Genomic DNA, 25,288 nt, shown 5'->3' on the forward strand with positions numbered 1-25,288 from the left:
CGGTCATTGTACTGGGGCGGTGGCGGCGCGCGTGCGGGCAGCGTGGGCAATTCGGGGCGAGGCGGGCAAGGTGGGCGAGGCGGGCGAAGCGCACGAAGCGCATGAGGCGAGGTGGGTGAGGTGGGTGAGGTGGGTGAGGCGGGCGAGGTGGGCGAGGTGGGCGAGGCGGGCGAGGTGGGCGAGGTGGGCGAGGTGGGTGAGGCGGCGTGGCTCGGCGGCCGGGCGGCCGGGCGGCCGGGCCGCGACGGCGAAGCGGTGGGGCGGCGATGAGAAAGCGATTCGGATGCGGCGGCGAATCGGCGGTGCAGCGGCGGCGAATCGCAGCCGAATCGCCCGCGAAACGAAGTCACCTCGCGGGCACGCACGATGCGCCGCACCGCTCGTCGCGGCACGGCGCGATTCGATGCGCGCCGCGCGGGTCGCGGATCGCGCCGCGAATTCGGTAGACTGGCCGGCTCGGCACCCCGGCCGATTATCGAGGAGACTTCCCATGATGGCCCCGAAGGACCTGCTGCTTGCGCTGATCGTGATCCTCGCATGGGGCGTGAACTTCGTCGTGATCAAGGTCGGCCTGCACGGCATGCCGCCGATGCTGCTCGGTGCGCTGCGCTTCACGCTCGCGGCGGTGCCCGCGGTGTTCTTCGTGCGCAGGCCGCAGATCCCGTGGCGCATGCTGATCCTGTACGGCGCGACGATTCAGCTCGGCCAGTTCGTATTCCTGTTTACCGGCATGTACGTCGGGATGCCCGCCGGCCTCGCGTCGCTGGTGCTGCAGTCGCAGGCGTTCTTCACGCTGGTGTTCGCGATGCTGTTTCTCGGCGAGCGGCTGCGCGCCGAGAACCTCGCGGGGCTCGCGATCGCCGCGGCCGGGCTCGTCGTGATCGCGGTGCAGGGCGGCGCCGCGATGACGCTCGCCGGCTTCCTGCTGACCATCGGCTCGGCCGTGATGTGGGCGTTCGGCAATATCGTCACGAAGAAGGTCGGCCGCGCAAACCTCGTGTCGCTCGTCGTGTGGGCGAGCCTCGTGCCGCCGCTGCCGTTCTTCTTGCTGTCGCTGTGGTTCGAGGGGCCGCAGCGGATCGGCACCGCGCTCGCGGGGCTGAACGGTACGTCGATCTTCGCGGTGGTCTATCTGGCGTTCGTCGCGACGCTCGTCGGCTATGGCTTGTGGAGCCGTCTGATGTCGCGCTATCCGGCCGCGCAGGTCGCGCAATTCTCGCTGCTGGTGCCGATCGTCGGGCTCGCGTCGTCGGCGCTGCTGCTCGACGAGCACCTGAGCCGCATGCAGCTGATCGGCGCCGCGCTCGTGATGGGCGGGCTCGTGGTGAACGTGTTCGGCGGGAAACTGTTGCGCCGCTTCGCGGCGTCGTGATGCGCCGGCACGCGGCGCGTGCCGGCAGCGGGACAGGCAGCGGCCGGGAAGCCGGTGCAGACGCGGGACAGGTCGGCCAGGACGAGCGGGCCGTGCCGCTCGCACCGGCCGTACGTCAGGCCATCCGGTTCTTCGCGAGCGGCGGATTGGCCGCGAAGTAGCGCTTGATGCCGCGGAAGATCGCGTCGGCCATTTCCTCGCGATAGCTGTCGTCGTTGAGCCGGCGTTCTTCGTCCGGGTTGCTGATGAACGCGGTCTCGACCAGGATCGACGGAATGTCGGGCGCCTTCAGCACCGCGAACCCGGCCTGCTCGACCGAGCCCTTGTGCAGCTTGTTGATGCCGCCCACTTCCTTCAGCACGTAGTTGCCGTAGCGCAGCGAATCGCGGATCTGCGCGGTGGTCGACATGTCGAACAGCGCGCGGCTCACGGCCGCGTCCTGCGTCTTGATGTTGATGCCGCCGATCAGGTCGGATGCGTTTTCCTTGTTCGCGAGCCAGCGCGCGGCGGCGCTCGAGGCGCCGTGGTCGGACAGCGCGAACACCGACGAGCCGCTCGCGGACGGCGTCGTGAACGCGTCCGCGTGGATCGACACGAACAGGTCCGCGCCGACGCGGCGCGCCTTCTGCACGCGCACGTTCAGCGGCACGAAGAAGTCGGCGTCGCGGGTCATCATCGCGCGCATGTTGGGCGCGCCGTCGATCTTCGCGCGCAGCTTCTTCGCGATGTCGAGCGCGACGTGCTTCTCGTAGGTGCCGGCGCCGCCGATCGCGCCCGGATCCTCGCCGCCGTGGCCGGGATCGATCGCGACCGTCAGCAGCCGCATCGTGCCGCCCTTGCCGGATTTCGGCGCGGTGAACTTGTAGGTGTCGGCGTCGTCGTCGCTGTCGTCGCGGCGCGCGATGACGGGCGGCGGCTTGACGGCCGGCTTCGCCGGCGTCGAAGGCGCGGCCTGCGGCGTGCGCGGCGCGGCCGGCGTGTTCTGCGCGAAGCGCTGGAAGAACGCGTCGCTGTTGTCGGCCGCGGCGGGCGGCGTGGCCGGGCCCGTGAGCCTCGACGGCGGCTGCATCTGTTGCGCGCGCGCGCTGTCGTTCAGCGCCTGCTCCTTGCGTTCGGTCTGTGCGATCAGGTCGGTCAGCGGATCGGGCGCGACCGCCGGATACAGGTCGAACACGAGCCGGTACTTGTAGGTGCCCACCGGCGGCAGCGTGAACACCTGCGGTTTCACCGACCCCTTCAGGTCGAACACCATCCGCACCACGTGCGGCTGATACTGGCCGACGCGCACCGACTGGATCTGCGGATCGTTTGGCGCGATCTTCGACACGAGGTCGCGCAGCGCCTGGTCGAGATCGAGGCCGTTCAGGTCGACGACGAGGCGGTCCGGCCCCTGCAGCAGCTGCTGGCTGTTCTGCAGCGGCTGATCGGATTCGATCGTGACGCGCGTGTAGTCGCGCGCGGGCCAGACGCGCACGCCGAGCACCGAAGATGCGTGCGCGACGCGCGGCGCGACGAGACCGAGCACCAGCGTCGACGCACCGGCGCGCAGGATCTGGCGGCGCCGCCAGTTGTGCGTCGCGGTGGCCGCCGATTCGATCGAGCGGAACGGTTTGATCAACATCTTTCGAGACATGCCTTTCCTGAAGCGCTGAACGCCCGGACGGTGAGGGCGCGGCCGTCGCCGTCCACGTCGAGCGAGAAAACCAGATCGGGCACGCCGAGTAGCGCGCCTGCCTGTTGCGGCCATTCGACGAGGCAGATCGCGCTCGAATTGAAATATTCGCGAAAGCCTGCGTCGGACCATTCGGCCGGATCGTTGAATCGATACAGATCGAAGTGATAGACCTCGAGTTCCCCGTCGTCGCGCGCGAACGCGTATGGTTCGACGAGCGTGTAGGTCGGGCTGCGCACGCGCCCCGTGTGGCCGAGGCCGCGCAGGATCGCGCGCACGAGGGTCGTCTTGCCCGCGCCGAGATCGCCGATCAGCTGGATCTGCAGCCCCGCGAACGCGTGGGTGCGCGCCAGCTCGGTGCGTGCGGCGTCGAGCGCATGCGCGAAGCGGGCGCCGAAGGCCTCGGTCGCCGCTTCGTCGGCGAGTGCGATCACGCGCTGCGCGAGCGGAGCGGGCAGCGTGTCTGCATGAGGCGGATGGGGCGTGGCTGGCATTCTCGTAAAATAGTGCGATGAACCGCTTACCGGAACTCGCCGCATCCGACGGCCCTTCGACTCGTGCCGAGGGCGCGGCGCCGTGCGCGCTCGACGATGCGGCGTTGACTGCGCTCGCCGCGCGCATCAGGGCGTGGGGGCGCGAATTGGGTTTCGGGGCGATCGGCATCAGCGATACCGATCTCTCGGATGCCGAAGCGGGCCTCGCCGCCTGGCTGGAAGCCGGGTACCACGGCGAAATGGATTATATGGCGAAACATGGGATGAAACGCGCGCGGCCGGCCGAACTTGTGGCCGGTACGCGACGCGTGATCTCCGCGCGGCTCGCCTATCTGCCGGCCGCGACGCTCGCCGCCGACGCGCCCGACGCGTCGTCCGCGCCGCACGACTGGCGCGCCCGCGAGCGCGCCCGGCTCGACGATCCGCAGGCGGCCGTCGTGTCGATCTACGCGCGCGGCCGCGACTATCACAAGGTGCTGCGCAACCGGCTGCAGACGCTCGCGGAGCGCATCGAGCGCGAGATCGGCGCATACGGCTACCGGGTGTTCACCGATTCGGCGCCGGTGCTCGAGGTCGAACTCGCGCAGAAGGCCGGCGTCGGCTGGCGCGGCAAGCACACGCTGCTGCTGCAGCGCGACGCGGGCTCGCTCTTCTTCCTCGGCGAGATCTACGTCGACGTCGCGCTGCCGACCGATGCGCAGACGGCGCCCGATGCGGCGCCCGAAACGCCCGGCGCGCACTGCGGCAGCTGTACGCGCTGCCTCGGCGCGTGCCCGACCGGCGCGATCGTCGAGCCGTATCGCGTCGACGCGCGCCGCTGCATTTCGTATCTGACGATCGAGCTGAAGGGCAGCATTCCGGAGCCGCTGCGGCCGTTGATCGGCAATCGCGTGTACGGCTGCGACGACTGCCAGCTCGTGTGCCCGTGGAACAAGTTCGCGCAGGCCGCGCCGGTCGCCGATTTCGACGTGCGGCACGGGCTCGATCGCGCGACGCTCGTCGAGCTGTTCGGCTGGGACGCCGAAACCTTCGACACGCGGATGCAGGGCAGCGCGATCCGGCGCATCGGCCACGAAAGCTGGCTGCGCAATCTCGCGGTCGGGCTCGGCAACGCGCTGCGTGCGCCGGCCGGGCGGCTCGCGCCCGCTGCGCGCGACGCGATCGTCGCCGCGCTGCGCGCGCGAGCGGACGATCCGTCGCCGGTCGTGCGCGAGCACGTCGAATGGGCGCTGCGCGCCGCATGAACGCGGCGTAAAGTGTCGTCGGCGCGGCGGCGCCGCGCGTTTCACCGGGAGGAGAATGATGTTCAACGCAGTGATCGACGCACCGTTCGGCAAGGTCGGCATCCGCACCGACGCCGCGGTGGTGCGCGAGATCGTCTATCTGCCCGAATCGATCGGGTCGGTCGCGCCCGATTCGCCGCTCGCCGAGCGTGCGGTCGAGCAGATCGAGCGCTATTTCGAGCGGGCGTCGGCACGCTTCGACCTGCCGCTCGCGCCCGTAGGCAGCGCCTTCCAGCAGCGCGTGTGGGACGTGATCAGCGACATTCCGCCGGGCACGGTGCTGACCTACGGGCAGGTCGCGAAGCGCATCGGCAGCGCGCCGCGCGCGGTCGGCCAGGCGTGCGGCGCGAACTACTTTCCGCTCGTGATTCCGTGTCACCGCGTCGTCGCGGCGGGCGGCCTCGGCGGTTTCGCGAACCACGACGACGGCGGTTATTTCCAGACAGTGAAGCGCTGGCTGCTCGCGCATGAAGGCGTGCCGTACCGATGAACGAACCGTTGCTTTCCCCCGCTTCCGATGCCGATGCCGCCGGCGATCCGCTCGCCGCTTCGCCGGCGCAGCTCGCGAGCCGCGCGTCGATCGACCTGTTCTGCGACGCGCTGTGGCTCGAGCACGGGCTGTCGCGCAATACGCTCGATGCGTACCGGCGCGACCTGATGCTGTTTTCCCAATGGCTCGCGGCCACCCACCACGCGGCGCTCGACTCCGCCGACGAAGCGATGGTGACCGGCTATATCGCCGCGCGCAGCGACGGCAAGGCGACGTCGTCGAACCGGCGGCTGTCGGTGTTCCGTCGCTACTACGGCTGGGCCGTGCGCGAGCATCGCGCGAGCGCCGACCCGACGTTGCGGATCGCGTCCGCGAAACAGGGCGCGCGGTTTCCGTCGACGCTGTCGGAGGCGCAGGTCGAGGCGCTGCTCGGCGCACCGGACATCGGCACGCCGCTCGGGCTGCGCGATCGCACGATGCTGGAGCTGATGTACGCAAGCGGGCTGCGCGTGAGCGAACTCGTCACGCTGAAGACCGTCGAGGTGGGGCTCAACGAGGGCGTCGTGCGGGTGATGGGCAAGGGCTCGAAGGAGCGCCTCGTGCCGTTCGGCGAAGTCGCGCACGGCTGGATCGAGCGCTATCTGCGCGACGCGCGGCCGGCGCTGCTCGGCGCGCGCGCGGCCGACGCGCTGTTCGTGACCGCGCGCGGCGACGGGATGACGCGCCAGCAGTTCTGGAACATCATCAAGCGTCACGCGCAGCGCGCGGACGTGCGCGCGCACCTGTCGCCGCACACGCTGCGGCACGCGTTCGCGACGCACCTGCTGAACCACGGCGCGGACCTGCGCGTCGTGCAGCTGCTGCTCGGCCACAGCGACATCTCGACCACGCAGATCTATACGCACGTCGCGCGCGAGCGGCTCAGGACGCTGCACGCGCAGCACCATCCGCGCGGCTAGCGCCGGCGCCGCGCGCTACGCGAGGTCGCGCAGCCGGTGTTTCAGCACCTTGCCGGTAGAGGCGGCCGGCAGCGCGTCGAGCACGCGGATGCGGGCCGGGCGCTTGTACGGCGCGAGGCGTTGCGCGCACCACGCATGCAGTTCGGCGTCGGCCGCCGTCGCGCCGGGCGCGAGCTCGACGAACGCGAGCACTTCCTCGTTGCCATCGACCGCGCGCCCGATGACGGCCGCCTGCACGACGTCCGGATGTGCGTTCAGCACCTGTTCGACCTCCACCGGATACACGTTGAAGCCCGAGCGGATGATCAGCTCCTTGCTGCGGCCCGCGATCGTCACCGCGCCGTCGGCGTCCTGGCGGGCGAGATCGCCGGTGCTCAGCCAGCCGTCCGGCGACACGGCCGCGCGCGTCGCGTCCGCGTTGCGGTAGTAGCCGAGCATCACGTTCGGCCCGCGCACGCGGATTTCGCCGACCTCGCCGCGCGGCACGTCGGCGCCGTCCGGCGCGACGATCCGCATCTCGACGCCGGGAATCGGCGTACCGACCGAGCAGTCGGCGCGCGGCGCGTCGAGCGGCGTCTGCGTGATCGTCGGGCTGCTTTCGGTCATTCCGTAGCCGTTGTGCAACGGCACGCCGTACACGCGCTCGACGCGCGCCTTCAGGTCGGCGTCGAGCGGCGAGCCGCCCGAATACGCGAAGCGCAGCCGCGGCGCGCGCCACGCGTGCCTGTGCGTGTGCAAGTGCTCGAGCAGCTTCGCATGCATCGCGGGCACGCCCTGGAAGATCGTCACGCGTTCGTCCGCGAGCGCGACGCGCACCGCTTCGGGCGAGTAGCGCGGCGCGAGGCGCAGCGTCGCGCCTGCGTACAGGCTGCCGAGGCAGACCGACGCGAGCCCGTACACGTGCGACACGGGCAGCACCGTATAGACGACGTCGTCGGGCGACACGCGGCGCAGCGCGCTCGACGTCGCGGCGACGAACAGCAGGTTGCGATGCGACAGCATCACGCCTTTGGGCGCGCCCGTCGTGCCGGTCGTGTAGATCAGCGCCGCGCACTGAGCGGCGCCGTCGGCCGCGACCGGTTCGGCCGGCGCGTCGGCGTCGACGTGATGCGACCACGCGCCGATGTCGATCGGCAGCGCGTCGGCGGGCGCGGCGCGGTAGCGCGCGGCATGCGCGCGCGCATCGGGCGAGGCTTCGGTCGCGAACGCGATCAGCTTCGGGCGCGCATGCGCGGCGATCGCGTCGAGTTCGCTGGCTGCCAGGCGCGCGTTCGACACCAGCGCCCACGCATCGACGCGCGCGGCCGCGAGCAGCAGCACGATCTGCGCGACGCTGTTTTCCGCGACGATCATCACGCGATCGCCGCCGCGCACGCCGAGCGCGACGAGCCGGGCCGCGGCCGTGTCGACGGCCTCGGCGAGTTCGGCGTACGACAGGCGGCGCGCGTCCTCGATCAGCGCCGGGTGCGTGGGCGCTTGCGCGGCCCGCAGCGCGGGCACGTCGGCGATGCGAGCGGGCAGCGCGGCGAGCAGGGCCGCGACGTCGGGCGGCGCGGATGAGCGAACGGACGAGGACATGACGTCTCCATGAAGAAGGGCACGGGCAGCGGCGCGGGCAGCGTTGCGAACGATCGTGCCATGGCGGCCGGGCCGCCACAATCGGCCGTTCGGTCAATAGCGCGTCGCGATGTCCGCAATGATGGCGCAGCGGCCGGCCGGCTGGGCTGCGCCAGCGGGCCGCGAGTATACCGCCGACGTCCGCACGCGATCGTGCGATGGCGCAATGGCGCGCATGCCGGTCGTTCGCCATTAAAATGCGGCGATGAGCAAATCCAGACACGTGTCCGAAACCCCCGCGACCCAGTTGCTGCGCCGCCACGGCGTCGCGTTCGACGAATATCCGTACGACTACGTCGAGCACGGCGGCACCGGCGAGTCGGCGCGCCAGCTCGGCGTGGACGAGCACTGCGTCGTGAAGACGCTCGTGATGGAAGACGAGCACGCGAAGCCGCTGATCGTGCTGATGCACGGCGATCGTACGGTGTCGACCAAGAACCTCGCGCGGCAGATCGGCGCGAAGCGCGTCGAGCCGTGCAAGCCGGACGTCGCGAACCGCCACTCGGGCTATCTGGTCGGCGGCACGTCGCCGTTCGGCACCCGCAAGACGATGCCCGTCTACGTCGAGTCGACCATCCTCGAATTGCCGACGATCTATCTGAACGGCGGCCGCCGCGGCTATCTCGTGAGCCTCGCGCCGGCGGTGCTCACGACGCTGCTCGGCGCGACGCCCGTGCAGTGCGCGAGCGTCGACTGAGGGTTTCACCTTCGTCGCACGCGCTGCACGTTCGGTAGAATGGGCGCCGTTTCGGCCGGTCGGCCCGCCCGGCCGGCCGCCGCGGCTCGTGTGTAACGCGGCCGCGCTTCACCGCGCGGCGCGCGTGCCTGCCCGGCCGCCCCCATCATCGATACGTTGAAAGAAGAGTTCTCCGCATGCAGATCCTGCTCGCCGCACTTGTTGCCTATCTGATCGGTTCGGTGTCGTTCGCCGTCATCGTCAGCGCCGCGATGGGCCTGGCCGATCCCCGTTCGTACGGGTCGAAGAATCCCGGCGCGACCAACGTGCTGCGCAGCGGCAACAAGAAGGCCGCGATCCTGACGCTCGTCGGCGACGCGTTCAAGGGCTGGCTCGCCGTGTGGCTCGCGCGGCACTTCGGGATGCCCGACGTCGCCGTCGCATGGGTCGCCATCGCCGTGTTCGTCGGTCACCTGTATCCGGTGTTCTTCCGCTTCCAGGGCGGCAAGGGCGTCGCGACCGCTGCCGGCGTGCTGCTGGCCGTGCATCCGGTGCTCGGCCTCGCGACCGCGCTGACCTGGCTGATCGTCGCGTTCTTCTTCCGCTATTCGTCGCTCGCGGCGCTGGTGGCCGCCGTATTCGCGCCGGTGTTCGACGTGTTCCTGTTCGGCACGCGCAACAATCCGATCGCCTGGGCGGTGCTGGCGATGAGCGTGTTGCTGGTGTGGCGTCACCGCGGCAACATCGCGAAGCTGCTGGCGGGGCAGGAGAGCCGGATCGGCGACAAGAAGAAGGCTGCGGCCGACGGCGGCGCGCAAGGCGGCGGAAAGGTCTGACGCGCGGTGTCGAGGCGTCGCGGCTGCCGCGCGGTGCGGCAGCCGGTGTGCGCGGCCGGCCGACTTGGCGGCCGGCGACGTCGCTCAGTCGCGGAAGTTGTTGAAGTCGAGCGGCGTGTCGGTCACGTCCTTGCGCAGCATCGCGATCACGCTCTGCAGATCGTCGCGCTTCGTGCCGGCCACGCGCACCGCATCGCCCTGGATGCTCGCCTGCACCTTGATCTTGCTGTCTTTCACGAGCCTGACGATTTTCTTGGCGAGGTCGCCCGTCACGCCCTTTTTCACGGTGACGATCTGCTTGACCTTGTCGCCGCCGATCTTCTCGACCTTGCCGTAGTCGAGGAAGCGCACGTCGACGTTGCGCTTCGCGAGCTTGCCGATCAGTACGTCCTTGACCTGGCCGAGCTTGAAATCGTCGTCGGCGAACAGCGTCAGCTCGCGCTCCTTCTGCTCGACGCGCGCGTCCGAGCCCTTGAAGTCGAAGCGTGTCGAGATTTCCTTGTTCGACTGCTCGATGGCGTTCTTCACTTCGATCATGTTCGCTTCGGAAACGACGTCGAACGATGGCATGGCATTCTCCCTTGAGGTGCGGCGCCCGGCTCACGCGCGGGCACTCGCTATAATTGCGGACTGTTTGCCATTTTACCGATGCCCCTGCGTTTGCCCAAGGCCGGCCGTCCGGCCGCCCGGCTGACGCCACGCGAATGCCGATGCCTCCTGACGATTCCCCGCTGTCGCTGCTTCCCGACCATCCGCTCGCCGCGCACAACACGTTCGGCATCGCCGCGACCGCGCGCTATGCGGCGCGCATCACGCACGCCGCGCAGTTCGAGGCGCTGCACCGCGATCCGCGCGTCGCGTCGCTGCCGCAGCTCGTGCTCGGCGGCGGCAGCAACGTCGTGTTCACGCGCGATTTCGACGGCGTCGTGCTGCTCGACGAGATCGGCGGCCGCCGCGTGGTGCGCGAGGACGACGACGCGTGGTACGTCGAAGCCGGCGGCGGCGAGCCGTGGCACGCGTTCGTCGCGTGGACGCTCGAGCAGGGGATGCCGGGGCTCGAGAACCTCGCGTTGATTCCGGGCACCGTCGGCGCGGCGCCGATCCAGAACATCGGCGCATACGGCCTCGAGATGAAGGCGTACTTCGACTCGCTGATCGCGGTCGAGCTGGCGACGGGACGCAGCGAGCGCTTCGACGCCGCGCGCTGCGCGTTCGGCTATCGCGATAGCTTCTTCAAGCGGGACGGGCGCGGCCGCTTCGCGATCGTCGCGGTGACGTTCCGGCTCCCCAAGCGCTGGACGCCGCGGCTCGGCTACGCGGACGTCACGCGCGAACTCGACGCGCGCGGCATCGCGCCCGACGCGGCCACGCCGCGCGACGTGTTCGATGCGGTCGTCGCGATCCGCCGCGCGAAGCTGCCCGATCCGCGCGTACTCGGCAATGCCGGCAGCTTCTTCAAGAACCCGGTGATCGACGCCGCGCAATTCGATGCATTGCGCGCGCGCGCGCCGGACGTCGTGTCGTATCCGCAGCCGGACGGCCAGGTGAAGCTCGCGGCCGGCTGGCTGATCGACCAGTGCGGCTGGAAAGGGCGCGCGCTCGGCGCGGCGGCCGTACACGAGCGGCAGGCGCTCGTCCTGGTGAATCGCGGCGGCGCGACCGGCGTCGACGTGCTCGCGCTCGCGCGGGCGATCCAGCACGACGTGCGCGTGCGCTTCGGTGTGGAGCTGGAGCCCGAACCCGTCTGCCTGTAGCGCGGCCTCGGGTCGCGCGGCGCGTGGGCTGTCGCGGCGAAAAAAAGCGCCGATCGACGATCGGCGCTTCTTCGTTCGCACGTGCTGCATTGCGCGGCGATGCGGCTGCTGCGTTCAGTGCTTGAGGCGGCCCAGCAGCAGGAACTCCATCAGCGCCTTCTGCACGTGCAGGCGGTTTTCCGCCTCGTCCCACACGACGCTCTGCGGCCCGTCGATCACGCCGGCCGTCACTTCCTCGCCGCGGTGCGCGGGCAGGCAGTGCATGAACAGCGCGTCCGCGTTCGCATAGCCCATCATTTCCTCGTCGACGCACCAGTCGGCGAACGCCTGCTTGCGCGCTTCGTTCTCCGCTTCGAAGCCCATGCTCGTCCACACGTCGGTCGTCACGAGATCGGCGCCCTTGCACGCTTCGTTCGGATCGTCGAACACTTCGTAGAACGGCGCGCTGTCGGGCGACACGAGCTTCATGTCGAGCGCATAGCCCGGCGGCGTCGACAGGCGCAGCTTGAAGCCGAGAATCTGCGCGGCTTCGATCCACGTGTACAGCATGTTGTTCGCATCGCCGACCCACGCGACCGTCTTGCCGGCGATCGGGCCGCGGTGTTCGTAGTACGTGAAGATGTCGGCGAGGACCTGACACGGATGGTATTCGTTGGTCAGACCGTTGATCACCGGCACGCGCGAGTTTTGCGCGAAGCGCGTGATCACGTCCTGCTCGAACGTGCGGATCATGATGATGTCGACCATCCGCGAGATCACCTGCGCGGAATCCTCGACCGGCTCGCCGCGGCCGAGCTGCGTGTCGCGCGTGCTCATGAACACCGCGTGGCCGCCGAGCTGGAAGATGCCGGCTTCGAACGACAGCCGCGTGCGCGTCGAGCTCTTCTCGAAGATCATCGCGAGCGTGCGATCGTGCAGCGGATGGTAGGTCTCGTAGTTCTTGAACTTGCGCTTCAGGATACCCGTGCGTTCGAGCACGTACTCGTAGTCTTCCAGCGAGAAATCCTTGAACTGCAGGTAGTGACGAATGGTTTTGGCGGTCATGAAACGAAATACGGCGGGTCTCACCCGGCAGCGGAGCCGGACGGCGCCGCCGTCGGATGTGGATAACTCAAAGCAGCATAATGGATTTTCTGTGCTTTGACGAGCCGTGGCGAAAAGCGGGGAGCGATCGTCGCGCGCACGGGCCGCGAGTCGGGCAGTGGGGCTCGGCACGACGCGCGATGGCGCGCTGCGGTATAATTCAAAAGTTTTCTCCAGCCCGGCAGACAAGCCTCTTCGCGTACTGCCGGACACAAGCGGGTGCGCTGCACAAATCCGGTGCGGCGCGCTGGCGGCATGGCGCGACGGCCTCTTTTCGGGATGTCGGAGCATCTGCGCCGCCGTCCACTCCAGCTCGTGTTCGCATCTCCAGGCAGCGTCGCCTGGGCATTGCCGGGCCGTCACTTGGGTAACCACATGGCTGAAACCCCTCCGACCGAATTCTTCATCCAGGGCATCACGAAAGACGGGAAAAAGTTTCGCCCGAGCGACTGGTCGGAGCGTCTGGCCGGCGTGATGGCCTGTTTCGGGCCCGGTGCAAGCGGACCGAATGCACGGCTGAAGTATTCGCTGTACGTGCGCCCGACGATGCTCGGCGATCTGAAATGCGTGATTCTCGATTCGCGGCTGCGCGACATCGAGCCGATGGCATTCGATTTCGTGCTCAACTTCGCGAAGGACAACAACCTCGTCGTGACCGAAGCCTGCGAATTGCCGGACTACAACGACAAGAAGTGAGCGAGGCGCGCGACGCCTGCTTGCGCGTGGTGCCCATGCGGCCCGACGCGCGCGGCGCGCGCACAGCAAAAAAGCCCGCCTAGGCGGGCTTTTTCACGATCGCAGGAAACAGGGCGCCCGCCGAAGCGGGCACACCGGATTTACGCTGCTGCCTGCAGGCCCTTGACGGCTGCGGCGAGGCGGCTCTTGCTGCGAGCGGCCTTGTTCTTGTGAACGATCTTCTTGTCGGCGATCGTGTCGATCGTCTTCACGGCAGCCTTGAACAGCTCGGCAGCCTTTGCCTGGTCGCCGGCTTCAACAGCCTTGCGAACCGACTTGATCGCGGTGCGGAATTTCGAGCGCAGCGCCGAGTTGTGCGAATTTGCCTTCGCGGCCTGGCGGGCGCGCTTGCGTGCTTGTGCGGAGTTAGCCATGACGGTTCCTTATCCTGTCCTGTTTCCAGAGCTTGGAGCCTGACGGCCAAGCGCTGCTTTTCGATCCGTCCCCTGAGAACGATTGCCCAGGGGCGCATAAAAAAACGGTGATTTTAACCGAGGCCGAGACATGAAAACGACAGGCGCCGTGCATGTAACAGGCTCAGAAACCGGCGATTATAGCAACAAAATCAAGTGCGTGGCAAGCCGGAAGTGACTGGCGCCCGAGAGAGGCCGCGCGCGGCATGCGCTTTTCCGCATCCGTCCGTGCCGGCACACACAAGCCCCGTATAATAAGCGCCTCATGAATCTATTCCGAGCCCTGCTGACGGTCAGCGGCTTCACGCTGCTGTCGCGCGTGACCGGACTGGCCCGCGAGACGCTGATCGCCCGTGCGTTCGGCGCCAGTCAATACACCGACGCGTTCTACGTCGCGTTCCGCATTCCGAACCTGCTGCGCCGCCTGTCCGCCGAAGGTGCGTTCTCGCAGGCGTTCGTGCCGATCCTCGCCGAGTTCAAGAACCAGCAGGGGCACGACGCGACCAAGGCGCTCGTCGACGCGATGTCGACCGTGCTCGCGTGGGCGCTCGCCGCGCTGTCGGTGCTCGGCATCGCCGGCGCGTCGTGGGTCGTGTTCGCGGTCGCGTCCGGCCTGCACGCCGACGGGCAGGCGTTCCCGCTCGCGGTCACGATGACGCGGATCATGTTCCCGTACATCGTGTTCATCTCGCTGACGACGCTCGCGTCCGGCGTGCTGAACACCTACAAGAGCTTTTCGCTGCCCGCGTTCGCGCCGGTGCTGCTGAACGTCGCGTTCATCGCGGCGGCGCTGTTCGTCGCGCCGCACCTGAAGGTGCCGGTGTTCGCGCTCGCGTGGGCAGTGATCGCGGGCGGCGTGCTGCAGTTCATCGTGCAGCTGCCGGGCCTGAAGAAGATCGACATGGTGCCGCTGATCGGCCTCAACCCGGTGCGCGCGCTGCGTCACCGCGGCGTGAAGCGCGTGCTCGCGAAGATGGTGCCCGCCACCTTCGCCGTGTCGGTCGCGCAGCTGTCGCTGATCATCAACACCAACATCGCATCGCGGCTCGGGCAGGGCGCGGTATCGTGGATCAACTACGCGGACCGGCTGATGGAGTTCCCGACCGCGCTGCTCGGCGTCGCGCTCGGCACGATCCTGCTGCCGAGCCTGTCGAAGGCGCACGTCGATGCCGATACGCACGAATATTCCGCGCTGCTCGACTGGGGGCTGCGCGTCACGTTCCTGCTCGCCGCGCCGAGCGCGCTCGCGCTGTTCTTCTTCGCGACGCCGCTCACCGCGACGCTGTTCAACTACGGCAAGTTCGACGCGCACACGGTCACGATGGTGTCGCGCGCGCTTGCGACCTACGGGATCGGCCTCGTCGGCATCATCCTGATCAAGATCCTCGCGCCGGGCTTCTACGCGAAGCAGGACATCAAGACGCCGGTGAAGATCGCGATCATCGTGCTGATCGTCACGCAGATCTCGAACTACGTGTTCGTGCCGCTGATCGGCCATGCGGGTCTGACGCTGAGCATCGGCGTCGGCGCGTGCCTGAATTCGCTGCTGCTGTTTTTCGGCCTGCGCAAGCGCGGCATCTATCAGCCGTCGCCGGGCTGGCTGCGTTTCTTCGTGCAGCTGACGGGCGCCGCGCTCGTGCTCGCGGGCCTGATGCACTGGTGCGCGATCAATTTCGACTGGACCGGCATGCGCGCGCAGCCGCTCGATCGCATCGCGCTGATGGCCGCGTGCCTCGTGCTGTTCGCTGCACTATATTTCGGTATGTTGTGGGTGATGGGCTTCAAATACGCTTACTTCAAAAGGCGCGCCAAGTGACCACCGCAATGACCCGCGTCCTTGATTACTTCAGCACGCTCGTGGCGGACGACGACAGTCTGCCCGTCACGGAAGCCGCGCTGTCGCTCGCCCAGGACGCGTATCCGGACCTCGACCTGCAAGGCACGCTGGCCGAGATCGACATGCTCGCCGCGCGGCTGCGCCGTCGGCTCACCGACGATACGGGGCTGAAGGACCGCGTCGCCGCGCTCAACGAGTTCTTCTTTCGCGAGCTCGGCTTTGCGTGCAATCACAACGATTATTACGACCCCGATAACAGCCACCTGAACGCGGTGCTGAAACGCCGCCGCGGGATTCCGATCTCGCTGTCGGTGCTGTATCTCGAGCTCGCCGAGCAAATCGGCGTGCCGGCGCGCGGCGTATCGTTTCCCGGCCATTTCCTGCTGCGCGTGACGCTGCCGGACGGCGACCTGATCATCGATCCGACCAACGGCCATTCGCTGTCGGAAGCCGAAATGGTCGAGATGCTGGAGCCGTACGTCGCGCGGGCGGCGGGCGCGGTCGACAGCGCGTTGCGCGCGCTGCTGCAGCCGGCGACGAGCCGCGAGATCATCGCGCGCATGCTGCGCAACCTGAAGACGATCTATCTGCAGACCGAACGCTGGCAGCGGCTGCTCGCGGTGCAGCAGCGGCTCGTGATCCTGCTGCCCGAACAGCTCGACGAGGTGCGCGACCGCGGTTTCGCGTATGCGCGGCTCGATTACCTGCGCCCGGCGCTCGAGGACCTCGAGCAGTATCTCGGCGAACGGCCCGATGCCGACGACGCGACCGTCGTCGAATCGCAGGTGAGCGAGCTGCGGCAACGCATGCAGCGCGACGGCGAAGACTGACGCTGCACGCGCCCGCTCGGCTGCGGAGAATGGTAGCGCGCACAACGCCGAACGCGGCACGCCGCGCATCGCGGCCCGATGCCGGCCGCCACGGTCGAAAAAAAGCCGCCCCGACGGGGCGGCTTGCGGCTCACGGCCGATCGTGCTGCTTACTTCAGCGCGTCGAACGCACGCTCGCGGATTTCCTCGACGCTGCCGAGGCCCGAGATCTTCCGATACTGCGGCGCCTTCAGGCCGTTTTCCTCGCCGCGCTGCGCCCAGTCGCCGTAATACGTGATCAGCGGCTTGGTCTGCGCTTCGTACACTTCGAGGCGCTTCTTGACGGTTTCTTCCTTGTCGTCGTCGCGCTGGATCAGCGGCTCGCCCGTCACGTCGTCCTGGCCTTCGACCTTCGGCGGATTGAACTTCACGTGGTAGGTGCGGCCCGATGCCGGGTGCGTGCGACGACCGCTCATGCGCTCGACGATTTCCGAGAACGGCACGTCGATCTCGAGCACGTAGTCGATCGCGACGCCGGCTTCCTTCATCGCGTCGGCCTGCGCGATCGTGCGCGGGAAGCCGTCGAACAGGTAGCCGTTGGCGCAATCGGATTCCTTCAGGCGTTCCTTCACGAGGCCGATGATCAGCGCGTCGGGGACGAGCTTGCCGGCATCCATGTAGCCCTTCGCCTCGACGCCGAGCGGCGAGCCGGCCTTGACGGCCGCACGCAGCATGTCACCCGTCGAGATTTGCGGGATGCCGAATTTTTCCTTGATGAAGTTTGCCTGGGTGCCCTTTCCCGCGCCGGGCGCGCCCAACAGGATCAAACGCATGGTGATATCTCCGGTATGTAGATTCGTGTGGCGAGACGCTCAAGCGTCGGCGATAACGTGCGCGGGGCTTGCCTGGTGCGCGGCGGACCGGTCTGACGCGGCGCGTCGGCGATGGCGACGCGCGGCTGCCGGCACGGGTCGCGGCGGGGTCAAGCGAGGACGCGCGGGTCGCGGACGGCTCGCACAATCGCCTGATTATGCCACGGGTTATTTTGAACTCGGCCGAAAAAGGGCCTGCACGCGTGCGAGATCGGCCGGCGTATCGACGCCGGCTTCGGGTGCGCGCTCGGTAATCAGCACCGCGATGCGTTCGCCGTGCCACATCGCGCGCAGCTGTTCGAGCTGCTCGGCCTGCTCGATCGGCGCCTGCGCGAGCGACGGATAGGTGCGCAGAAAGCGCGCGCGATACGCGTAGAGACCGATGTGCCGATACACCGGAAAGGCCGGTGCGGGCATCGCCGCGACGTCGGGCCAGTGCGGCTGGTATGCGTCGCGGCTCCACGGAATCGGCGCGCGCGAGAAGTACATCGCGACGCTGCGCGCGTCGAGCGCGACCTTCACGACGTTCGGGTTGAACACGTCGGCCGCATCGTGGATCGGATGCGCGGCGGTCGCGATCGCGCAGTCCGGATGCGCGGCCAGGTGCGACGCTACGTCGCGCACCAGCGTCGGGTCGATCAGCGGTTCGTCGCCCTGCACGTTGACGACGACCGTGTCGTCACGCCATCCGAACGTCGCCGCGACTTCCGCGAGCCGATCGGTGCCGGACGGATGGTCGGCGCGCGTGAGCACCGCGTCGAAACCGTGATCGCGCGCGGCGTCGAGGACGGCCTGCGTGTCGGACGCGACGAGTACCTGCTGGGCGCCGGCTTCGCGGGCCCGCTCGGCGACGCGCACGACCATCGGCTTGCCGCCGACGTCGGCGAGCGGCTTGTTCGGCAGGCGCGTCGACGCGAGCCGGGCAGGAATGACGGCGATGAAGGGCTGCGGATGAGTCATCGGAACGGGGCGAAGAGAAGAGCGGGGCGGGCGGCGCGTCGAATGCGGGTGGCCCGGCAGGGTTCGGCGCGTACGACCGCGGAGGGCCGCGGTCGTGCGCCGTAGCGGCGTTCAGCTGCCGGCGGGGCCGGCCGGATCGACCGGTGTGCCTTCGACGGTCTGGCGCGCTTCGTCGACGAGCATCACGGGGATGCCGTCGCGGATCGGGTAGGCGAGCTTGTCCGCGTTGCAGATCAGCTCCTGCGCGGCACGGTCATAGTGGAGCGGGCCTTTGCAGATAGGGCACACAAGAATTTCAAGCAGGCGAGCGTCCACGGAGTTTCTCCACAACGAGGGCAATGAGGCGAGGATCGAGCGCGGCTTCGACGGGGACGACCCACAGCCGAGCGTCGCGCCAGGAAGCGCCCAATTTTACTGCATCCTTCTCGGTGATCAGGATCGCGTCGACGGCGTCGTCGACGAACGGATTGTCGGCGAACGCGTAATGGTCGGGCAGCGCGCGCGTCGCCGGGGTGAGGCCGGCCGCGCGCAGCGTCGCGAAGAAGCGCTCGGGCGCGCCGATGCCGGCCGCGGCGAGCACGCGCTCGTTCGCGAACTGCGACAGCGGACGGCGCAGCGTCGGCTGGTCGAGATGCCATGCGGCGCCCGGCGTGAGCGCGAGCGCGTAGGTGTCGGGCCACGGCGGCAGCGCGCCGCTGTACGGATCGTTGACGAGCGTCGCGTCGCGATGGCGCGACAGCGGCTCGCGCAACGGCCCGGCCGGCAGCAGGAAGCCGTTGCCGCCGAGCCGGTGGTCGAACACGACCAGTTCGACCGTGCGGGCGAGACGGTAGTGCTGCAGCCCGTCGTCGCTGACGATCACGTCGACCTCCGGATGCGCGGCGCGCAGCGCCTGCGCGGCCGCCACGCGGTCGGGGCACACCCACACGGGCGCGCCGGTGCGGCGGGCGATCAGCAACGGCTCGTCGCCGGCCGCGCTCGCGCGCGACGCGGCGGTGACGGCGGTCGGCGCCTGCACGTTCGCGCCGTAGCCGCGCGATACGACGCCCGGCGTGAAGCCGGCCGCGCGCAGGGCATCGACGAGCGCGATCACGGTCGGCGTCTTGCCGGTGCCGCCGACGGTCACGTTGCCGACCACGACGACCGGCACGCCGACGTCGATGGGCTGCTTCCAGCCCTGCGTGTACGCGGTCCGGCGCAGCGCCGCGCACAGGCCGAATACGCACGCGAACGGCGTGAGCGCCCACGCGAGCGCGCCGCGGCGCTGCCATTCGCGCGTGATGCGCGCTTCGAGCCGCGCGAGCGGGCCGCCGCGGGCGCTCATCGGGCCGGGCGCGGCGTGTCGTGCGCCGCGGCGTGGAACGGATTCGTCAACACGGATGCTCCGTTGGGCGGCGGATGCCGCTAGGTCTTCGGAAGGCGGCACTCTAGCGCGCCGCAGGCGCACGCGGCAAGCGCCGCCGCCCGACGCCGCTGGTGGGGCCGGATCGAGGTGGCCTGTGGACAACTCTGTGAAGAACTCCCCGTCCGCTCCCGCCGAATGCCCGTCGGACGGACATCGAATCGACTCCGAATCGCCTTGCAAGGTTTAAAAATATATAAAAATCAATGCGTTGCGAAGAATCGTCTGGCTTTTTCCGGGCTTTTCAAATGGTTTTGCCGGACGATTGTCGGAATGTGGAAACATTTTCAGCGGCGCGCCGCGGACGGTCGGCGCTGGACGCGGCGCGCGTGTCGGACTATCGTGTCGCCGCCAGCATTCATCCGACCGCTCATGCCTTCCGATACTCCTTTTTCCGCGCCCGGCGCCTCGCGCGGCGGCGACGAAGTGATCCCCGTTTCGGCGCTCAACCGGGCGATTTCGACGATGCTCGAGCGCTCGTTTCCGCTGCTGTGGATCGCGGGCGAAGTGTCGAACTTCACGCGCGCCGCGAGCGGGCACTGGTATTTCTCGATCAAGGACCAGCAGGCGCAGATGCGCTGCGTGATGTTTCGCGGCCGGGCGCAGTATGCGGAATTCACGCCGCGCGAGGGCGATCGCATCGAGGTGCGCGCGGTCGTCACGATGTACGAGCCGCGCGGCGAGGTGCAGCTCAACGTCGAGGCCGTGCGGCGCACCGGACAGGGGCGCCTGTACGAGGCGTTCCTGCGCCTGAAGGCGCAGCTCGAGGCCGAGGGGCTGTTCGCGCCCGAGCGCAAGCGGCCGTTGCCCGTGCATCCGCGCGCGATCGGCATCGTCACGTCGCTGCAGGCGGCCGCGCTGCGCGACGTGTTGACCACGCTCGCGCGCCGCGCGCCGCATCTGCCGGTGATCGTCTACCCGGCGCCCGTGCAGGGCGCGGGCGCCGCCGAGAAGCTCGTCGCGGCCGTGCAGACCGCGAACGCGCGGCACGAGGTGGACGTGCTGCTCGTGTGTCGCGGCGGCGGATCGATCGAGGATCTGTGGTCGTTCAACGACGAAGCGCTCGCGCGGGCGATCGCGGCGAGCGAGCTGCCGGTCGTCTGCGGCGTGGGCCACGAAACCGATTTCACGATCGCGGACTTCGCGGCCGACGTGCGCGCGCCGACGCCGACCGGCGCGGCCGAGCTCGCGAGTCCGCAGCGCGCGTTGTTGCTGCGAGAGTTGAGCGAGCGGCAACGTGCGCTCGCGCGCTGCGTCGCGCGCGGGCTCGAGCAGCGCGCGCAGCAGCTCGACTGGCTCGCGCGCCGGCTCGTCAGCCCGGCCGAGCGGCTGCAGCGGCAACGCGCCCACGTCGACCAACTGGCCGCGCGGCTCGCGTCGGCGGCGTCGCGCCCGGTGCGCGACGCGCGTGCGCGCTTCGCGCTCGCGCAGCTGCGCTGGCAACGCGCGCGTCCCGATCCGGCGCAGGCGCGTCACGTGCTCGCCGGTTTGTCGCAGCGTCTCGCGGTCGCGCTGCAGCGCCGCCACGAGCGCGACAGCGCGCGCGTGGCGGCATGCGCGGCGCGGCTCGAGGTGCTGAGCCCGCAACGCACGCTCGAGCGCGGCTACGCGGCGCTGATCGATGCGCAGACGGGCCGTGCGGTGCGCTCGCCGAGCGCGCTGAAGCCGCAGCGGCGCCTGACCGTGCATCTCGCCGAAGGCTCCGCCGACGTGTCGCTCGCCGACGTGCAGCCGCGGCTCACCGACACGATCTGACCGCCCGCGGCGGCTGCGCTGCGCACGTCGCGCGCACGTGTGCGCCGTGCGCGCGGCAGGAACGGATACTGCGCGCCGCATCGGCTTGCCCGCTATCCCGCCGGATGCAGCGCCAGCGCCGATTTTCCGCATACGGCGGACGAATACCCGTGAGTTTGCGGGGATATTCGGACTCGCCTACAATCGGACGCTCGGCAGCATTCAACACAGCCCCCCTACATACTCAACGAAGGAATTGCCATGGCTCATACGCTCCCGCCGCTCCCGTACGCAGAAGACGCACTCGCGCCGACCATCTCGAAAGAGACGATCGAGTACCACTACGGCAAGCATCACCAGGCATACGTCACGAACCTGAACAATCTGATCCCGGGCACGGAATTCGAAAACCTGCCGCTGGAAGAGATCGTGAAGAAGTCGTCGGGCGGCATCTTCAACAACGCCGCGCAAATCTGGAACCACACGTTCTTCTGGAACAGCCTGTCGCCGAACGGCGGCGGCGCACCGTCGGGCGCGCTGGGCGACGCGATCAACGCGAAGTGGGGTTCGTACGACGCATTCAAGGAAGCCTTCACGAAGGCTGCGGTCGGCACGTTCGGTTCGGGCTGGGCATGGCTCGTGAAGAAGGCCGACGGTTCGCTCGACATCGTGTCGACGAGCAACGCCGCGACGCCGCTGACGACGGCCGACAAGCCGCTGCTGACGATCGACGTGTGGGAACACGCGTACTACATCGACTACCGCAACGCACGTCCGAAGTTCGTCGAAGCGTTCTGGAACATCGTGAACTGGGACTTCGCAGCGAAGAACTTCGCGTAAGTCCGCGGGTGTAGCGTGACAATATAGTCTGGAAAGTGCAATAAAGATTGGAAAATCCAGACTGAGCAGTGCAATAAAGTTTTGAAACTGTAGTGAAATTGAAAGCCCTCGATATGAGGGCTTTCTGCTTTTTGTGCGCCCAGTATGGACGCAATCTTGTGGGTGCAGGCCCGCAAACCCAGCATCCAAGCTCGGCTCATTGCAGGGCGACTGTCGCTGCCTTAAAATCGCCCGACAACACATTGAACGCATCAAAAATTCGGGGAAGCCATGGATTGGTTGAAATACGTCGTCGCGGCCGTCGCAGCCATTGCAGCTGGATGGAGCGTAAAGGTGCTCATCTCGAATCGATCCACGCGTTCGAAACGCACAACAATCGTTTCACAAAAGAACAATCGCGCGGGCGGAGACATCGTCGGCGGGGACATGCACAAGAACAACCGTGAGTAGAGTTTGTGTTCACGAGCCAAAGTCACAATGACGTCGGCGGCGACCTCGTCGGCGGCGACAAGGTCGATAACAGCAAAACGACCGTCATCCAGCTCGTTACGAACGGCGGGGCTGGGCGAGAACTCGAGGCACTCTATGAGAAGCTCAAGGCTGACGGTGTCGGTGACCCGTCGCACGGGCAATTTTCAGCGAAACTGCAACATTACATGTCAACCACAACTGACGGTGATGTTCGCGGCCTCGAAGCCAAGCTTCGGGACAGCGGTCGGGAGGACCAGATTTGGTCGGCAACGGACCTGAAGGAACGTGCGTTCAAGTCGATCATGAGGCATCAGACATCGCGTACGGCGCAGCGGGTCTACACGATTGTCCTGTCGGAGCTGCACGCAGCGTTCACGCTGACAGTTACCCCGGTGATTCAACAAGGAGCCGACCGCGTTGCCGTCGACCAATGCATAAATGCCATTCTGCAAGGGACCAAAAACCTCCTTGGCGAAAACGTTCTTGAGTTCGATGCGATGGACCTGCTTGCGCTTCTGTACTACCTCGGTGGCAATTGCCATATAAGGTGGGACAAATGCTGATATATCACCCCGCATATGATGCCTACCACTGCGTGTTCCGCATGCTCCTCATTGCGGAGCACGTTACAAATATTGAGATAGAAAAAGCGCGATTATTAGATTTTTATCTCATCTTCCCCGGTATGGTTCGGACGATTCGGTTGCCTGATACGCTCAAAACGCTGCGTTCACAGGCCAAGGTGGCCGCCAATGTTTATCGCGACCCAGTTAGCGGACTATCGACCTTCCGTGATATGCGCCATATCCAGGAAGCGGCACTAAAATCCATCGCCGCGTCCGGGTTGATCAATATCAAACGATTCGAGCGCGGGTTTGTCACGCGCACGGAGATGCCCATTGCTCCAATATTGAAAGAGAAGCTCAACGCTTTCGTTTCTGCGAACGGACCGATGATCGAGGGTATTCTCACTGGCCTTTCGCAAATCCCTTTGCGCGGCCCTGACGGACTGAAGCATCGCTCTCAACTCATGGAACATCGGTATGACTTTGCTTGAACCCACGTTGAGAATCAACCGTCTTAAGGTTTATCAGGGGGGGCATGTCGCCTTTGATTGCCCTTTCCATCCCGGGGTGAACGTAATTCGTGGGCGGAACAGTTCGGGTAAAACGACAGTCATGGACCTACTGGCGTTTTCCCTTGGCGCGGAGAACATCCGGTGGAAGCCTGAAGCGCTGCGGTGTACATCCACCTACGTGGAGGTGCTACTCAACGGTGAGGTCGCTTGCTTGCGTCGAGACATCGACACGGCACTCCAGCGTCCGATGTCCATCTTCTGGGGAGCGATGGAAGAGTCGCTGAAGGCTGGTCCGCAGCTGTGGGAAACGTACCCGTTCAAGCGTAGTGCGCACCGCGTTAGCTTTTCGCAAGCGCTTTTCGAAGCCATGAACATGCCGCAGGCTCAAGGCGATGGAGCATCGAATCTGACGATGCACCAGTTACTGCGCGTGCTCTACGCCGACCAGCCATCCGTGCATAGCCCAATTTTCCGATTGGATAGTTTCGACAGCCCGCTAACTCGTGAGATGGTAGGCGGCTATCTCGGCGGCGTGTACGACGACGTGCTTTACTCTGCGCAGCTACGCGTTCGAGAACTAGACGCTCAAATCAGCAAGCAGGAAGCGGAGCTTCGCAGTATATTCAACGTGCTTGGACGTTCTGGCCAGTCCCCAGATCTAGAATTCCTCAACACCAAGATTGTTGAGCTTGAAGCAGCGCGTGGAGCCCTTTCGGCCTCGCTTGTAACACTCAAGCAAAAGCGAGAACTTCCGCGCAAAGACTCGAACAAGGCGCGCGCCTCGGCCGACGGGCTGCGTCAGAGTCTGAATGTTGCAAGGCAAGCTGAATCTGCTGCAAAGGACAAGCTCGCGGCCCTTGACCTCGATATCGCCGACTCCTATCTGTTCGTGAAGGAGCTTGAGTCGCGACTGCTGAGCCTCGACGAATCCAAGGAAACACGCAGCTATTTCAGCAACGTGCAATTCCGTTTCTGCCCAAGTTGTCTGAGTGAGCTTCCTCAAGCGCGAGCAGACGCCGAACATTGTCACCTCTGCACGACTGCTCTCGGTGATGGGCGTGGAGATTCGCAACTGCTTCGCATGCGCAACGAGCTGAATGTCCAGCTGAAGGAATCGAGGTCGCTTATTGACGGACGCACGCGAGAAGCGGACGCGCTGCGGGTCGAAATCCCGCTCTTGTCCCAGCGAGTGCGGAAGCTGGAACAGGATTACCGTGCCGAGGCGAACGCTTGGTCAAGTGATGTCGAAGTTGCACTGGAAGAGGTCGCACGCAAGCTCGGAGCTCTGGACGAAGAAATCAAGCAGGCGTATGAACGTCAGAAGCTGGCTAGCGTCATCTCCGACCTGCAAATGCGACGCGACGCATTGACGGCGGAAAGCAAGCGACTAGCAGAAAGCATTGAGCAGCTAGAGCAGAAGCAGGCGCAACGCAAGATTGAGGTTGCGAAAACGGTAAACGACGCGACCGTGCGACTCTTGAAGCTTGACCTTCCGCTCCAGCCCGAATTCGTAAATGCGAAAGAGGCGAACTTCGATTTCGTCGAGAACTCCGTCTATGTGAATGGCTCCCGAAACTTCTCGGAGAGTTCGGCGGTGGTTCTCCGTCACGTCTTCCACCTTGCGCTGTTGACGGCGAGCGTGCAGAAACCGTTCATGCGCCTTCCGCGCTTTCTGATGCTTGACGGCATTGACGATGGCGGGATGGAAAAGGATCGCAGCCACCGCCTTCAGGAAATTATCGTCGAAGAATGCGCGACGTATGAGGTGGACTACCAGCTCATTTTCGCGACGTCGGAAATCAATCCGGTTCTCGAAAAGTCTGAGCTTGTCGTCGGGCGCTTCTTCACACCGGAAGCGCGCTCTCTTGACGTACGCGACTCGTGACTTCGTGAAACGCCAC

25 protein-coding genes are annotated in these 25,288 nt (G+C 66.8%); 15 read left to right on the forward strand and 10 right to left on the reverse strand.

Annotated features, from left to right (window positions below; translation table 11 throughout):
- The first annotated feature begins 493 nt into the window (after positions 1-493).
- Positions 494-1,372 (forward strand): EamA family transporter, encoded by an 879-nt coding sequence (locus MBR110_RS05155; RefSeq protein ID WP_176155007.1) that lies wholly within the window; start codon positions 494-496, stop codon positions 1,370-1,372.
- Between the two features lie 115 nt (positions 1,373-1,487).
- Here the strand turns inward: MBR110_RS05155 and MBR110_RS05160 are convergent, their stop codons facing one another.
- Together MBR110_RS05160 and MBR110_RS05165 are read right to left on the reverse strand one after the other, a co-directional pair.
- Positions 1,488-3,005: an N-acetylmuramoyl-L-alanine amidase gene (locus MBR110_RS05160; protein WP_011885826.1), complete on the reverse strand. Its 1,518-nt coding sequence runs from the start codon at positions 3,003-3,005 to the stop codon at positions 1,488-1,490.
- Positions 2,987-3,538, reverse strand: coding sequence for a bifunctional tRNA (adenosine(37)-N6)-threonylcarbamoyltransferase complex ATPase subunit type 1 TsaE/phosphotransferase (locus MBR110_RS05165; protein ID WP_014723523.1), 552 nt, complete (start codon positions 3,536-3,538; stop codon positions 2,987-2,989). The genes MBR110_RS05160 and MBR110_RS05165 overlap by 19 nt, the downstream gene beginning before the upstream one ends.
- A gap of 17 nt (positions 3,539-3,555) precedes the next feature.
- On the opposite strand from MBR110_RS05165, the gene queG reads away from it, so the two are divergent.
- The 3 genes from queG to xerD are packed head-to-tail and all read left to right on the forward strand — an operon-like array spanning position 3,556 to position 6,270.
- Positions 3,556-4,782: a tRNA epoxyqueuosine(34) reductase QueG gene (gene queG, locus MBR110_RS05170; RefSeq protein ID WP_034192642.1), complete on the forward strand. Its 1,227-nt coding sequence runs from the start codon at positions 3,556-3,558 to the stop codon at positions 4,780-4,782.
- Between the two features lie 58 nt (positions 4,783-4,840).
- Complete coding sequence (locus tag MBR110_RS05175; protein WP_046427522.1) at positions 4,841-5,311, forward strand: methylated-DNA--[protein]-cysteine S-methyltransferase; 471 nt, start codon at positions 4,841-4,843, stop codon at positions 5,309-5,311.
- Positions 5,308-6,270, forward strand: a complete 963-nt coding sequence (gene xerD / locus MBR110_RS05180; RefSeq protein WP_011885822.1) for a site-specific tyrosine recombinase XerD — start codon at positions 5,308-5,310, stop codon at positions 6,268-6,270. Before MBR110_RS05175 ends, xerD begins: the two co-directional genes overlap by 4 nt.
- Before the next feature lie 15 nt (positions 6,271-6,285).
- Here xerD and MBR110_RS05185 read toward each other — a convergent pair whose 3' ends face one another.
- The gene (locus MBR110_RS05185; protein ID WP_011885821.1) at positions 6,286-7,848 is read right to left on the reverse strand and encodes a class I adenylate-forming enzyme family protein; all 1,563 of its coding nucleotides are present in this window, start codon (positions 7,846-7,848) and stop codon (positions 6,286-6,288) included.
- Positions 7,849-8,092: 244 nt separating this feature from the next.
- On the opposite strand from MBR110_RS05185, the gene ybaK reads away from it, so the two are divergent.
- Both ybaK and plsY read left to right on the forward strand, forming a co-directional pair.
- Positions 8,093-8,584, forward strand: coding sequence for a Cys-tRNA(Pro) deacylase (ybaK, locus tag MBR110_RS05190; RefSeq protein WP_011885820.1), 492 nt, complete (start codon positions 8,093-8,095; stop codon positions 8,582-8,584).
- A 176-nt stretch (positions 8,585-8,760) separates the two neighbouring features.
- On the forward strand, positions 8,761-9,399 hold the full coding sequence (gene plsY / locus MBR110_RS05195; protein ID WP_011885819.1) for a glycerol-3-phosphate 1-O-acyltransferase PlsY: 639 nt from the start codon (positions 8,761-8,763) through the stop codon (positions 9,397-9,399).
- Positions 9,400-9,483: 84 nt separating this feature from the next.
- Here the strand turns inward: plsY and MBR110_RS05200 are convergent, their stop codons facing one another.
- On the reverse strand, positions 9,484-9,969 hold the full coding sequence (locus MBR110_RS05200; RefSeq protein ID WP_011885818.1) for a YajQ family cyclic di-GMP-binding protein: 486 nt from the start codon (positions 9,967-9,969) through the stop codon (positions 9,484-9,486).
- A 134-nt stretch (positions 9,970-10,103) separates the two neighbouring features.
- Between MBR110_RS05200 and murB the strand changes: the two genes are divergently transcribed.
- A complete protein-coding gene (murB, locus tag MBR110_RS05205) occupies positions 10,104-11,153 on the forward strand; it encodes a UDP-N-acetylmuramate dehydrogenase (RefSeq protein ID WP_011885817.1) in 1,050 nt (349 codons plus the stop codon).
- Between the two features lie 114 nt (positions 11,154-11,267).
- Here the strand turns inward: murB and argF are convergent, their stop codons facing one another.
- A complete protein-coding gene (gene argF / locus MBR110_RS05210; RefSeq protein WP_011885816.1) occupies positions 11,268-12,197 on the reverse strand; it encodes an ornithine carbamoyltransferase in 930 nt (309 codons plus the stop codon).
- A 414-nt stretch (positions 12,198-12,611) separates the two neighbouring features.
- Between argF and MBR110_RS05215 the strand changes: the two genes are divergently transcribed.
- Complete coding sequence (locus MBR110_RS05215) at positions 12,612-12,932, forward strand: DUF3579 domain-containing protein (protein WP_011885815.1); 321 nt, start codon at positions 12,612-12,614, stop codon at positions 12,930-12,932.
- Positions 12,933-13,072: 140 nt separating this feature from the next.
- Here the strand turns inward: MBR110_RS05215 and rpsT are convergent, their stop codons facing one another.
- Positions 13,073-13,345, reverse strand: coding sequence for a 30S ribosomal protein S20 (rpsT, locus tag MBR110_RS05220; RefSeq protein WP_006482211.1), 273 nt, complete (start codon positions 13,343-13,345; stop codon positions 13,073-13,075).
- A gap of 304 nt (positions 13,346-13,649) precedes the next feature.
- Here rpsT and murJ point away from each other — a divergent pair, with 304 nt between their 5' ends.
- Together murJ and MBR110_RS05230 are read left to right on the forward strand one after the other, a co-directional pair.
- Entirely contained in the window at positions 13,650-15,200 is a 1,551-nt protein-coding gene (murJ, locus tag MBR110_RS05225) for a murein biosynthesis integral membrane protein MurJ (protein WP_011885814.1), read from the forward strand.
- An 8-nt stretch (positions 15,201-15,208) separates the two neighbouring features.
- On the forward strand, positions 15,209-16,051 hold the full coding sequence (locus tag MBR110_RS05230) for a SirB1 family protein (protein ID WP_011885813.1): 843 nt from the start codon (positions 15,209-15,211) through the stop codon (positions 16,049-16,051).
- 149 nt (positions 16,052-16,200) lie between these two features.
- On the opposite strand, the gene adk is transcribed toward MBR110_RS05230, so the two are convergent.
- From adk to lpxK, 4 genes are all read right to left on the reverse strand, one after another.
- The gene (gene adk, locus MBR110_RS05235) at positions 16,201-16,863 is read right to left on the reverse strand and encodes an adenylate kinase (RefSeq protein ID WP_034192639.1); all 663 of its coding nucleotides are present in this window, start codon (positions 16,861-16,863) and stop codon (positions 16,201-16,203) included.
- A 207-nt stretch (positions 16,864-17,070) separates the two neighbouring features.
- Positions 17,071-17,862: a 3-deoxy-manno-octulosonate cytidylyltransferase gene (gene kdsB / locus MBR110_RS05240; RefSeq protein ID WP_014723514.1), complete on the reverse strand. Its 792-nt coding sequence runs from the start codon at positions 17,860-17,862 to the stop codon at positions 17,071-17,073.
- A gap of 111 nt (positions 17,863-17,973) precedes the next feature.
- Entirely contained in the window at positions 17,974-18,177 is a 204-nt protein-coding gene (locus tag MBR110_RS05245; protein ID WP_006750935.1) for a Trm112 family protein, read from the reverse strand.
- Positions 18,158-19,186, reverse strand: a complete 1,029-nt coding sequence (gene lpxK, locus MBR110_RS05250) for a tetraacyldisaccharide 4'-kinase (RefSeq protein ID WP_059475728.1) — start codon at positions 19,184-19,186, stop codon at positions 18,158-18,160. The genes MBR110_RS05245 and lpxK overlap by 20 nt, the downstream gene beginning before the upstream one ends.
- A gap of 450 nt (positions 19,187-19,636) precedes the next feature.
- Here lpxK and xseA point away from each other — a divergent pair, with 450 nt between their 5' ends.
- The 5 genes from xseA to MBR110_RS05275 all read left to right on the forward strand — a co-directional run bounded on the left by xseA (position 19,637) and on the right by MBR110_RS05275 (position 25,272).
- Positions 19,637-21,019 carry an exodeoxyribonuclease VII large subunit gene (gene xseA / locus MBR110_RS05255; protein ID WP_034192709.1) on the forward strand — a complete coding sequence of 461 codons (1,383 nt, stop codon included), beginning with the start codon at positions 19,637-19,639 and terminating at the stop codon, positions 21,017-21,019.
- A 240-nt stretch (positions 21,020-21,259) separates the two neighbouring features.
- Positions 21,260-21,838, forward strand: a complete 579-nt coding sequence (gene sodB, locus MBR110_RS05260; protein WP_014723511.1) for a superoxide dismutase [Fe] — start codon at positions 21,260-21,262, stop codon at positions 21,836-21,838.
- Between the two features lie 455 nt (positions 21,839-22,293).
- On the forward strand, positions 22,294-22,872 hold the full coding sequence (locus tag MBR110_RS05265; protein WP_059735302.1) for an ABC-three component system protein: 579 nt from the start codon (positions 22,294-22,296) through the stop codon (positions 22,870-22,872).
- Entirely contained in the window at positions 22,866-23,366 is a 501-nt protein-coding gene (locus MBR110_RS05270; RefSeq protein WP_059735304.1) for an ABC-three component system middle component 5, read from the forward strand. The genes MBR110_RS05265 and MBR110_RS05270 overlap by 7 nt, the downstream gene beginning before the upstream one ends.
- The gene (locus tag MBR110_RS05275; protein ID WP_059735305.1) at positions 23,353-25,272 is read left to right on the forward strand and encodes an ATP-binding protein; all 1,920 of its coding nucleotides are present in this window, start codon (positions 23,353-23,355) and stop codon (positions 25,270-25,272) included. The genes MBR110_RS05270 and MBR110_RS05275 overlap by 14 nt, the downstream gene beginning before the upstream one ends.
- Positions 25,273-25,288: the final 16 nt, after the last annotated feature.

The organism is Burkholderia sp. MBR-1, from assembly GCF_013822785.1.
Lineage (GTDB): Bacteria > Pseudomonadota > Gammaproteobacteria > Burkholderiales > Burkholderiaceae > Burkholderia > Burkholderia vietnamiensis.

Coding starts and splice junctions, on each gene's coding strand:
- MBR110_RS05155 (WP_176155007.1), top strand. CDS start 494: ATGGCCCCGAAGGACCTGCTGCTTGCGCTGATCGTGATCCTCGCATGG.
- MBR110_RS05160 (WP_011885826.1), bottom strand. CDS start 3,005: ATGTCTCGAAAGATGTTGATCAAACCGTTCCGCTCGATCGAATCGGCG.
- MBR110_RS05165 (WP_014723523.1), bottom strand. CDS start 3,538: ATGCCAGCCACGCCCCATCCGCCTCATGCAGACACGCTGCCCGCTCCG.
- queG (WP_034192642.1), top strand. CDS start 3,556: ATGAACCGCTTACCGGAACTCGCCGCATCCGACGGCCCTTCGACTCGT.
- MBR110_RS05175 (WP_046427522.1), top strand. CDS start 4,841: ATGTTCAACGCAGTGATCGACGCACCGTTCGGCAAGGTCGGCATCCGC.
- xerD (WP_011885822.1), top strand. CDS start 5,308: ATGAACGAACCGTTGCTTTCCCCCGCTTCCGATGCCGATGCCGCCGGC.
- MBR110_RS05185 (WP_011885821.1), bottom strand. CDS start 7,848: ATGTCCTCGTCCGTTCGCTCATCCGCGCCGCCCGACGTCGCGGCCCTG.
- ybaK (WP_011885820.1), top strand. CDS start 8,093: ATGAGCAAATCCAGACACGTGTCCGAAACCCCCGCGACCCAGTTGCTG.
- plsY (WP_011885819.1), top strand. CDS start 8,761: ATGCAGATCCTGCTCGCCGCACTTGTTGCCTATCTGATCGGTTCGGTG.
- MBR110_RS05200 (WP_011885818.1), bottom strand. CDS start 9,969: ATGCCATCGTTCGACGTCGTTTCCGAAGCGAACATGATCGAAGTGAAG.
- murB (WP_011885817.1), top strand. CDS start 10,104: ATGCCGATGCCTCCTGACGATTCCCCGCTGTCGCTGCTTCCCGACCAT.
- argF (WP_011885816.1), bottom strand. CDS start 12,197: ATGACCGCCAAAACCATTCGTCACTACCTGCAGTTCAAGGATTTCTCG.
- MBR110_RS05215 (WP_011885815.1), top strand. CDS start 12,612: ATGGCTGAAACCCCTCCGACCGAATTCTTCATCCAGGGCATCACGAAA.
- rpsT (WP_006482211.1), bottom strand. CDS start 13,345: ATGGCTAACTCCGCACAAGCACGCAAGCGCGCCCGCCAGGCCGCGAAG.
- murJ (WP_011885814.1), top strand. CDS start 13,650: ATGAATCTATTCCGAGCCCTGCTGACGGTCAGCGGCTTCACGCTGCTG.
- MBR110_RS05230 (WP_011885813.1), top strand. CDS start 15,209: ATGACCCGCGTCCTTGATTACTTCAGCACGCTCGTGGCGGACGACGAC.
- adk (WP_034192639.1), bottom strand. CDS start 16,863: ATGCGTTTGATCCTGTTGGGCGCGCCCGGCGCGGGAAAGGGCACCCAG.
- kdsB (WP_014723514.1), bottom strand. CDS start 17,862: ATGACTCATCCGCAGCCCTTCATCGCCGTCATTCCTGCCCGGCTCGCG.
- lpxK (WP_059475728.1), bottom strand. CDS start 19,186: ATGAGCGCCCGCGGCGGCCCGCTCGCGCGGCTCGAAGCGCGCATCACG.
- xseA (WP_034192709.1), top strand. CDS start 19,637: ATGCCTTCCGATACTCCTTTTTCCGCGCCCGGCGCCTCGCGCGGCGGC.
- sodB (WP_014723511.1), top strand. CDS start 21,260: ATGGCTCATACGCTCCCGCCGCTCCCGTACGCAGAAGACGCACTCGCG.
- MBR110_RS05270 (WP_059735304.1), top strand. CDS start 22,866: ATGCTGATATATCACCCCGCATATGATGCCTACCACTGCGTGTTCCGC.
- MBR110_RS05275 (WP_059735305.1), top strand. CDS start 23,353: ATGACTTTGCTTGAACCCACGTTGAGAATCAACCGTCTTAAGGTTTAT.